Consider the following 10,040-nt stretch of genomic DNA (forward strand, 5'->3'; position numbering starts at 1 on the left):
GAGGCTTTCATTTACTCCAGGTACTGTCAAACTTCTCGGGTCCCCCGGCAAAGCCGGGGGGTTTCCTTAGGTACTAACGGAGAGAGCCCTACCTCATGTTTCGCCTTGACCTTGTTCCCGTTCCGTTTTACCATTTTCATGAAGCGGCTCCTTTCGTGAGAGAAATGGTTTGGCTTGCACCTTCCATTCCTCCATTAAGAGGACCGCTTCGTCAAATTTCAACTACAAATAGCACACCGCCGCCACACATCATTTATCCGGATTAGTTGTAAGGAAATTCCCGGCGTATGTGGGTGTTGTCATTAGCCTTTTTGCAAAACAGACAAATAAGAGGTATTTTCGTGACACCAGAGAAATATGGAACGTTTCTTGCGTACATTTACAGGTTAGAACCAATCATACTTTGCACGGAGCGCTGAATGAAGAGAGGCGAAAAATTCATCGTCGGGGTGTCCCCAGAGCTTGATCCCCGGTCGGTGGAAACTGTCATTCACAAGCTGAATGTCCTTCTCAGGGCATCCATGATCTACAGCCTCAAGCTGGAGTTCAACTCAGCCCTGAAGGTTGTCATCGATCTCGCGCGGGAGCTCACATGCTTTAACAAGGCGATCTTTTACCTGTATGACGAGGAAGATAAGTCCTACTACCCGGGGCTCATTGATGGTTTCACCGACGCCCTTCCCCATCAGTTTCGCCGTGGCAATATCTTCGTTGAGTGGACCATAGAGAACAGGCTCCCCATCCGGATCGAAGAGCCAAGTACCCAGGAGATCAGGGAGACCATGGATGCGATCCCCTATCAGTCCATGGTCTCGATCCCGATCCTGGTGGGCAGCGATATCCACGGAGTTCTTCAGCTGTTCAGTACCACCCCGTACAATTTCAAGGATGAGGACGTTCGTTTTCTGTGGATCCTCATCCTCCAGTTGGAAGGGCTGTTCCAGAAGATAGCCAAGCCTGCCTCTCAACATGCTGAAAGCCGCGATCCCTTCACAGGCCTTCCCATGAAAGCTCACCTAGATTCGGAACTGGATCGCGAATTCCTTCGAAGCAGACGCAACACAAGGCCGTTCTGTCTTTTCCTCATTGAGATCGACAATTTCCATAAAATACAGGACCACCTGCAGTCACTCAGGGGCGGGATCCTTCTCCGAGAGATCTCCGAGCAGATCATCCCCATGGTCCGAAAAATAGACACCTTTACCCGGTACTCGGATTCAACCCTGGCGCTGATCCTGCCTGAAACAGATATCCATGACGCCACTCTCCTGGCCAATCGGCTTCGAAGCCGCATCGCTTCAGCTACTTTGACCGCCCTGGGCGCGTTCCCGGACCTTAAGCTTACGGTGAGCGTGGGCGTATCCGGCTTCCCCCAGGCAGTAACTATCAATGATATTGTTGGAGAAGCGCTGGAGAATCTTCAGGCAGCTCAACGTTCGGGGGGAAACCAGGCCATCAGCAGGCATTCAGGGGCCCACGAGGGCAGTGACCGGCCGGTATCTGTTGATCTCCAGGAACTCCTGGACACCGTCGGTACCGTTTTTAACATGGATAATCTCCTGTCCCACCTTGTGGAGTTCTTCTCACGACTCAGCGCCGCCGACCGAGTCTCCATCATGATGACCGATGAAACCGGCGACAAACTGGTATTCAAACATGGTGTAGGGTTCCAGGGGTTCGAGGAGGAGATCCGCAAGACGGTCCTGGAGGTAGAAGACAGCATCTGCGGACAGGCCATGAAAGGGAAACAACCGCTGATGGTGGATAACGTGGATCTCTTCATGCCTGCCCGTGTCCGGCATGGACTGCGTTACAGCTCGCCGGCCTTCCTGTCCATTCCGCTCATCCACGAGGGAGACGCCATCGGGGTTGTCAACTTTTCCAACCGCAAGGATCATGGCAGCTTTACCCAGAAAGACCTCCAGGCCATCCTGCCCCACGTCCAGACCATGGCAAAGCTTCTGGCTGAAGGAAAACGTTTCAGCAGCATCCAGAAGAGCTTCCTCCACGAAACGGCCGACATCCTTCTGGATATCTCAGAGAACAAAAGCCCTTATTTGATAGGCCACAGCGAGCGTGTCTCTGAAAACAGCTACAGGTTGGCCCAACTGCTGAATCTGCCGGAAGCAGAAGCCATGCGCATTGCCAATGCGGGACGGTTCCACGATCTTGGCCGCATCGCCGTCGACGAATCGATCCTCAGCAAGACCGGGCCGCTGGACAACGGTGAAACGAACATCATTCGCCAGCACCCTCTGTGGAGTACCCGTCTTCTGCAAAGCTTCCCTCACCTTGACATTGACCTTCCAGCGGTTCGCACCCACCATGAAAGGGTGGACGGCAAAGGTTATCCGGACGGCCTCATGGGGGAAGAGATCCCCATTGGAGGCCGGATCCTGGCTGTGATAGACGCCTACGACGCCATGACCCACCAGCGCCCATTCCGGCCTGCCATGTCCCGCGAGGAAGCCCTCCAGATCCTGGAGAAGGAGAGCAAGACCCAGTTTGATGGGCGGGTAGTAAAAGTGCTCAGGGAAGCCACCAACAGCAGGCAGAACTGACCTCTAAAACCTTCCCGGATACCATTCCTTGAGGGCCCTCCCGGGAGACTCTTCCTGGCTTTTTTGGGGGGCCACATGCCAGGCGGTTAAGTCTCTTCAAAGTCCATCGCCCGGACTTTTTGAGCAGCCCTGCAGACCATTTTCTCACAAAAATGCCAGAGTGATAGTGTCAAATTGTCGGGATTCCTTGCATTTTTCCAAAACCCTGACATTGACACCTAACTTATTGTTTTATTTCACCTTTTCAAACGATAGACTTCCAAATCTGAAGAAACCGCAAGGTAGCGTCGGATAGTCTTACACTTTTCGATTTCAGCCTTTATTCTTGATCGACCCCTTCACGGAAAAAAATGTCTGGCATCGAAAAAAATCCATCCCTTTCATTAGAGCCTCACCCCCGTAAATGGCAGGATCTTACTGTCATCAGGCCATTTAAACGCACAGCCGGAGCGTATTCCCAACACGAGCCAGCAGTCTATCTCTATAGGCCATGGTGGTAGGTAAAATTCACACTATATATAGGTGAACATTGATAACCCATTGTAAATTAAGGACTTTTAGCAATTTCTCTCCGGTGGGGTGATCGGCGCAGAGCAGATGGAAGTCCCTAAAACCGTAAGTCAGACCATATTTTACCGTGCTCAGGATAATTCTTTTTGAAGTATCTCGGGGACGCTACCCCACCCCTAATTCAGGCTGTTTTCAGATCTGTCCACGTTAATACCCTTTACGGTACCTCGGTGGCATAGTACGTGCAAAACTTCTCATGTCATTAAAGGCTGGAGAAACCAGCTGGGATGATTTAACCAGAAATTACATTGTAAAAATAGCGAAAAGGAAACAGTCATGAAAAAGAAATTTCTTACCGTAACCTCCATTATCAGCGCCATGGTGTTTCTGATGGCGCCAATGGCCGGAGCTGTCCCACAACTGCAGCTTGACATCGAAGGAGGAGTCTATGACTTCACCCTGGAATCTACCGTTACCAGTTCCAGCGCCTTCACGCTGTACGCCATCCTGACACCGGGGAATGAGGCAACCCTGTACGATCCCGATGGCGAACTGGTCACCTACCGCCTGTCCATTTCCGTGTTTGAAGACCCGGGAATGGCGGGAGCGGATCTTGGCGCCTTTGACATTACTGATGTCCCTGCGGGAGTGACTGACAACGTCGACGTCACCGGGGATATGACCTACGGCACCCCTCCGATCATTGGCATTGACTCCGGCGGGCTTCCCGGGCATGGAGTATACCCAACTTACTTTATCGAATTCGATTTCACTTTCGATCCGTCCCTGACCACCAGCACTTACAACGCCGCCAATGATCCAGATGATCCTACTGACGATTACGACATCTATCTGCCAGGCGGCATCGCCGGCGGCGGACTGGTGCCTGGCGGTGACGGCGCGTACTACTATTCCTTCTATTTGGAGAACACCGATCTGGCAGGTGCATTCCAGATTCACGCTGACCTGTACCTGCCCGATTACGCGGATGGAGGGATCATCACCAAGGCACCCTTCTCCCACGATGCAGAAAGGGTACCCGAGCCAGGCACCCTCGTTCTTCTCGGGATCGGAATGTTGGGAGTTGCCGCTTTCCGCAGAAAATTAAGTTAAGCGGTTAACAAAATATTATAATTAAAACAGGGCCTTTAAGGCCCTGTTTTTTATTGTCATCGCGCTTGTCCACTATAGCTTTAGCGAAGGTGGAAACCGTCACCCGTGTAACTTGTCCGCCGTAGTCTTATGCGAAGGTGGAAGCGATCCCATGCTTTGTCATTCCGGGCGCAGACCCGGAATCCAGCCGGGATTGCCGCGCCCACTGAAAAGACACAGGGCTCGCAATGACTACGCTTAAGTCATCGCGAACCCTAAAACAGTTCCCTTCTTTATTCTTCCTCTTTTTATCGAGGGGGACTTCGGAATAGATAGGATAGGATTTCACCCTCCCCTTATTCCCCTCCCCTCAAGGGAGGGGAATATTGCGGAAGCGGGTTCCTGATAGGAGGATTGAGGTGGGGGTGTTTGGAATTCACCCGTGTGACTTGTCCGCCGTAGCCTTGTGCGAAGGTGGAAGCGATCCCATTTAGTCGGGATTGCCGCGTCGTCCAGGATCACGCCAACGGCGTAACTCGACACTCCTCGCAATGACAGGCGTATAGTCATGGTAATATTGTTTACTCAACCTTATCCAAAGGCTATTCTCTTTTCACCATGCCTATCCTCCCCCGAAACCTTCTTCTCCTCCTTATCATCAGCATGATCCTGGGCATGCTGTTCATCGGCCTGTACCCTTTCAACTATTTCCCCAAGAATCGGGTTTCCATGAAGGAAAACGGACTTCATTTCTTCGGGCGAGGAGTCGCTTCCAGCACAGAGGTTGACGGCTGGCCTTTGGAAAGCCCCATCACCCTGGAACTCGGGCTCGAACCGGCAAGAACATACAAACGCGATATCCCTCACATCCTCTCCTTTTGCGACGACACAGGCCGCGAGGTTCTGTATCTGGGCCAGTGGAAAAACTTCCTCATCGTTCGGATCATGGAGGACAGCCGCTGGATCCAAAAAATCAAGAGAGAGATCGGTGCCCGGGATGCACTCAATCCGGGGAATCCGGCTCTTATCACCCTCGTGTTTAATAACGGTAGCACCACCATATACGTGAACGGTCGATCGGTCACTGTATCCAGCGGGCTGGACCTTACCGAGGCAGCGTCCAGCCGTCCCATCAGGTCTATTGTTCTTGGCAACTCCTCAATAGGAGACAGCCATTGGCAAGGTAAGGTAGTGAGCTTTTCAGCGTTCCAAACGGCCCTGAGTCCTGATGCTGTTTTGAACCGTTACGAACAGAGGGACTCCAAACAAACCTCCGATAACGGCAAAAAGTTCATTAAGTATGAGATGGAGGATACTGAAAGCAAAATTATCCGGAATAAAGCCGGAAATGGTTGGGATCTCCTCACCCCCGAAATTCTGACTCCCCTGAGAAAAGAGTTCCTGTCCATGCCCTCTGAGGAGTTTCTTCAGAAAGTGGGCTTTTACCAGGACGCCTTTATCAATGTGGCTGGCTTTATCCCTTTGGGGCTGGTTCTGGCTATTTTTTTTGCGGGAGATCCTCCTAAAAAAAATGTCTGGAAAGACCTGTTTCTTCCTGTTCTTTTCGGAGGGCTGCTCAGCCTGTTTATTGAAACCAACCAGGTTTTCCTGGTCAGCCGAAGTTCGTCCATTACCGATCTGGTGCTGAACATTCTGGGGTCTGGGATAGGGGTGGGGGTATATTTCAGATTAATTTCAAATTTCAAAAGCGAACCAGGAGTCGAAACCTAAGGGGACGTAGGGACACAGCGTGTTTTTGTTTGTCATCGCGCTTGTCCACCATAGCTTTAGCGAAGGTGGAAACCGTCACCCGTGTGACCTGTCGCGGCGAAGTTATGCCGCAGGTATAACGAAGACGGAAGCGATCCTGATGGCTGGGATTGCCGCGCCCACCGAAAGACACAGGGCTCGCAATGACAACAACGCCTTGCCTGCCACGTCTAGCTGAAAGCGAAGACGGGTCACTGCGAACCATCCCTATGTGAAGCAGTCTCATTAGTCGGGATTGCCGCGTTGCCTTTCGACCCGGAAGCCACAAAAAAAAGGAGCTGAACATTTAGTCCAGCTCCTTGAAAGGTAATCATGTACAAATGGTTTAACGTTAGCTGCTCAAGCCTCATCCTTATTGATACACAGTTTCTTCAAAAGATCGTACAGCGCCGGCCTGCTGACATCGAGATCCCGGGCCACCTGGGACAGGTTGCCACCTCGTCTATTCATGGTTTCAAGGATGAGTTCCCGTTCCACGCTCTCCCGCGTTTCCTTTAAGGTTCTGCCTGTCTTTTTTTGCTTTTCTACGCTACCCAGTTCAAGATCACCGGGCTGAACCTTTAAACTTTCCGCCATGATCACGGCTCTTTTGACCCGGTTTTCCATCTCACGGATATTGCCGGGCCAGGAGTAAGATTCCATAGCTCGGACAGCGGAGGTTGAAAATGCCAGTTTCTTTTTCCCTGGTGCCGCAGCCAGGTAGTTTCTCAGAAACGCGTTGGCGAGCAGCAGAATATCCCCCACTCTTTCCCTCAACGGGGGTATCGTAATGGTGACGACGCTCAGTCGATAATAAAGATCTTCCCTGAAGCTCTCCTCACGCAGAGACTGCTGCAGGTCTCTGTTGGTGGCCGCGACCACACGGGTGTCCACGTGGATGGACTGACGGCCCCCCACCCGTTCGATGTTCTGATCCTGGAGGAAACGCAGCAGTTTAACCTGAAGGGCCAGGGGGAGTTCACCTATCTCATCCAGAAAGAGGGTTCCGCCTCTCGCCATTTCGATGCGGCCCACCCTTTGCACATGAGCCCCCGTAAAAGACCCCTTCTCGTGACCGAACAGTTCACTCTCCAGCAGGTTCTCAGGTATGGCACCGCAGTTGATGGGAACAAAAGGCCCTTCCCTTCTCAAGCTGAGCCCGTGAATGGCCCGGGCCGCCAACTCCTTGCCGGTGCCGCTCTCACCCACCACCAGAACAGGGACCTCCGTCGTGGCCACCTTCCTGATCTTGTCGTACACCTCGCCCATCTGGGGGCTGTCCCCCAGCATGCCCTCGAACCCTTCCACACTCACTTTACGCCGCAGCTCCCAATACTCTTTTTCCAGCCTTGCTACCTTAAAGGCCCGTTTGAGGATGATTCGCAAATCCTCCAGGTGAACGGGTTTGGAGATAAAATCGTAGGCTCCGTGACCGATGGCCTCCAGGGCATGTTTTTTTTCATCACGCCCGGTGATGATAATGACCTTCACTGCAGGGTCTGACTCAAGCACATGTTCCAGGATGGTGAAGCCTTCCTGAACCCCCTCCTCGTCGGGTGGAAGCCCAAGGTCCAGGGTCAAAACAAGGGGCTGTGCTAACTGGAAAGCACCGAGAGCCTGGTCACGGTCCCCGGCTTCGTAGACCTCATATTCATCACCAAGACCCCACTTCATCTGTTTTCTCAGATCCTCATCATCATCGATGATGAGCAGACTGTTTTTATCTGTCATGGGACTTTTCTCCATGGCATAGGTTCACAGTTTTTCCTGTTTTTTGGCAGTGAGGATTCACCCTTTAACCTCCACCAGCCTCATCAGTCACTGGAAGAAACACCTTAAAGGTGGATCCTTTTCCTGGCCGGCTGCTCACCGAAATACGACCTCCGTGAGCCTCTACAATAATACGGCACTGATAAAGCCCTATACCAAGCCCGCTCCCCTTGGTGGTCTTGAACGGGCGGAAAAGTGAATGGGCAATGAACTGATCATCCATACCCGACCCATCATCGGTTGCTTCAATGATGGCCCAACCGTTCTCCTCGAAGGTCTTCACGCAAACCGTTCCCACCCCACTGATCGATTCTACCGCATTGAGTACAAGGTTGGTCACCACTTTAGAGATCTGATCTCCATCGAAAGAGGCAAGGGAACAGTCTCCGTACTCTTCCATGATGCTGATACCGGGGGGGAAGTCGAACTCGGAGACGCTTCTCTGAACGACCTTCGTGAGGTCTCCGGTTTCAGAACTTACCTCGGGTTCCTCCCGTAGCTGGGAAACGCGGTGTGTCATGAGGTTGATCTTGTCCACGCTCTGGGAGATGAGGTTAAGGGCATCCTTCCTGAAGTCAGGGTTGTCGTAGTTGTCAGGAAAGTTCTGCAGCATCATGGAAAGCTTGGATGCCAGGTTCTTCAGATCGTGAACAAAGAAGGCTGAAAACTTGCGCAGCGTCTCCATCTCCCTGGAGATCTGGAGCTGCTCTGAAAGCCTGACGTTCTGGATACTCCCCGCAAGGTGCCCCGCCAGGGTCCTGGAAAGATCCTCCTCCTCGATCGTGAGATCAAGATACCTCACCTTTTCGTCAAGGGCCAACAAACCCAGAGAAGTTTTACCCGTCCGCAGGGAAAGGAAATATCTCATTCGCAGTTTTCCCAGGGATTGTATCTGTTCCTCAGACAGGAATGAGATGTCCGCTGTGGATCTCCCCTGAACATCGATGATGGCACCCCGACCGACGACTCTTTCGGAAATCAGATCCAACGCCTTATGAACATGGGCAAGATCGGCACTCGATGTCTCCGAGTGGGCAGTGGAACCAAAAAGATACCACCTTCCATCGGATTCATCCGCAAGGAGAATGTTGACTGAAAGGATCTCCATGGTCTCGGAGATGAGCTTGGCGGCTTCACCACACAGAATCCGTGCGTCCATGATAGGCGAAATACGCTGGGTGAATACCTCCCAGATATGACGATAATCGTAAAGAGGGCGCTGAAAATTCCGGCTGATAAACTTTTTAAGTGTCTGACGAATTCGATCCGACAGGAAGAGCATGGAAAAACCCAGAAAAGCCAGGAAGATCAGGAACGCCAGGGCTTCAAGGGGAAGGTTGCTCCCCGTGGAAACAGCCACCTGGGCAATGATCCCGATAGCGAGTAAATAAAGCCCCACCAGGGTTAAAGTGATCGATCCCAGGATCACACGGGGCGAGATGTAAATTTCGGTAGGGAGCACCCTGGTCCTGACAAAAGATCCTATAAGGAAAATGGCCGCGACAATTAATGCTCCGGAGTTGAGTGTTTCCATGTTCAGATCCACACTGCGGAAAAGGATGGACAAGCTTGCGGTAAAGACGCGCGCACCAAGGTAGGAAACAATACCCAACACAAGAAATTTGATCTGCCATCGATATATCCCCCTGGAGGTGCGGAGAATCCTTTCAAGGAGCGCCATGGCCGGGACGAGACCAAGGACGAAAATGATCATAAAGATATAACCAGGACCTCCCAGGGGCAGGAGCAGCCCTCCAGAAGAATTACGAACAACAGGTTCCATGAAAAAGGGGCCAAAAAATGGCGTCAACAACGCCGGGTAAAGGAAAAAGGCTGTGAGGATACCCCCTCTGTACTTTCGCAGCTGTGCCCGTGGATCCCCGTGTCCGAACAAAAGGACAAAGGCGGTTAAACTTCCCGGGAGCATTGCAGCAACGCCCCACCTCCAATATTGCCAGAAGATAACTTTGTCGGGCATTGCTTCACGCACACTAAGCCCGCAGAACAAGGATTCCAGGGAAAATATCAATACCGTAAAGGTCAGGACGCGGTGCACAACTGACCGTGGATGACGCATAATAATGATATAGGCCAGGACACCGCAGATAACGGATGCACTAAAATGTATGTAGGTATCAAAGTTCATTTTTTTGTTTTTTTAACGTCAGTCAATAAGGGCTGGAATGATGACACAAACGCCTTGCCTGCCGCGTCGTAGCTGAAAGCGAAGACGGGTCATCGCGCTTGTCCGCCGTCGCCTTTGGCGAAGGAGGAAACCACTCCCCATGTGAAGCAGTCTCACTCACGGGATCGCTTCGCCCGGGTGTCAGCTCGCGATGACGAAACGGTTGTCACTGC

Annotated in this window: 5 protein-coding genes; 3 read left to right on the plus strand and 2 right to left on the minus strand. The window is 52.0% G+C overall.

The window, feature by feature from the left end:
• Positions 1 to 419 precede the first annotated feature (419 nt).
• From P1S59_13130 to P1S59_13140, 3 genes are all read left to right on the plus strand, one after another.
• Positions 420 to 2,561, plus strand: coding sequence for a diguanylate cyclase (locus tag P1S59_13130; protein MDF1527185.1), 2,142 nt, complete (start codon positions 420 to 422; stop codon positions 2,559 to 2,561).
• A gap of 846 nt (positions 2,562 to 3,407) precedes the next feature.
• Entirely contained in the window at positions 3,408 to 4,184 is a 777-nt protein-coding gene (locus P1S59_13135; GenBank protein ID MDF1527186.1) for a choice-of-anchor N protein, read from the plus strand.
• 597 nt (positions 4,185 to 4,781) lie between these two features.
• A complete protein-coding gene (locus P1S59_13140; protein MDF1527187.1) occupies positions 4,782 to 5,894 on the plus strand; it encodes a VanZ family protein in 1,113 nt (370 codons plus the stop codon).
• A 378-nt stretch (positions 5,895 to 6,272) separates the two neighbouring features.
• On the opposite strand, the gene prsR is transcribed toward P1S59_13140, so the two are convergent.
• Both prsR and prsK read right to left on the minus strand, forming a co-directional pair.
• Positions 6,273 to 7,643, minus strand: a complete 1,371-nt coding sequence (gene prsR / locus P1S59_13145; GenBank protein MDF1527188.1) for a PEP-CTERM-box response regulator transcription factor — start codon at positions 7,641 to 7,643, stop codon at positions 6,273 to 6,275.
• 64 nt (positions 7,644 to 7,707) lie between these two features.
• Positions 7,708 to 9,828 carry a PEP-CTERM system histidine kinase PrsK gene (prsK, locus tag P1S59_13150; protein MDF1527189.1) on the minus strand — a complete coding sequence of 707 codons (2,121 nt, stop codon included), beginning with the start codon at positions 9,826 to 9,828 and terminating at the stop codon, positions 7,708 to 7,710.
• Between the last annotated feature and the right edge of the window lie 212 nt (positions 9,829 to 10,040).

Source organism: bacterium (assembly GCA_029210965.1).
Classification (GTDB): domain Bacteria; phylum BMS3Abin14; class BMS3Abin14; order BMS3Abin14; family BMS3Abin14; genus JALHUC01.

Bases quoted from the DNA above. Each gene is read 5' to 3' on its own strand.
- P1S59_13130 (MDF1527185.1), top strand. From the start codon at position 420: ATGAAGAGAGGCGAAAAATTCATCGTCGGGGTGTCCCCAGAGCTTGAT.
- prsK (MDF1527189.1), bottom strand. From the start codon at position 9,828: ATGAACTTTGATACCTACATACATTTTAGTGCATCCGTTATCTGCGGT.
- P1S59_13140 (MDF1527187.1), top strand. From the start codon at position 4,782: ATGCCTATCCTCCCCCGAAACCTTCTTCTCCTCCTTATCATCAGCATG.
- prsR (MDF1527188.1), bottom strand. From the start codon at position 7,643: ATGACAGATAAAAACAGTCTGCTCATCATCGATGATGATGAGGATCTG.
- P1S59_13135 (MDF1527186.1), top strand. From the start codon at position 3,408: ATGAAAAAGAAATTTCTTACCGTAACCTCCATTATCAGCGCCATGGTG.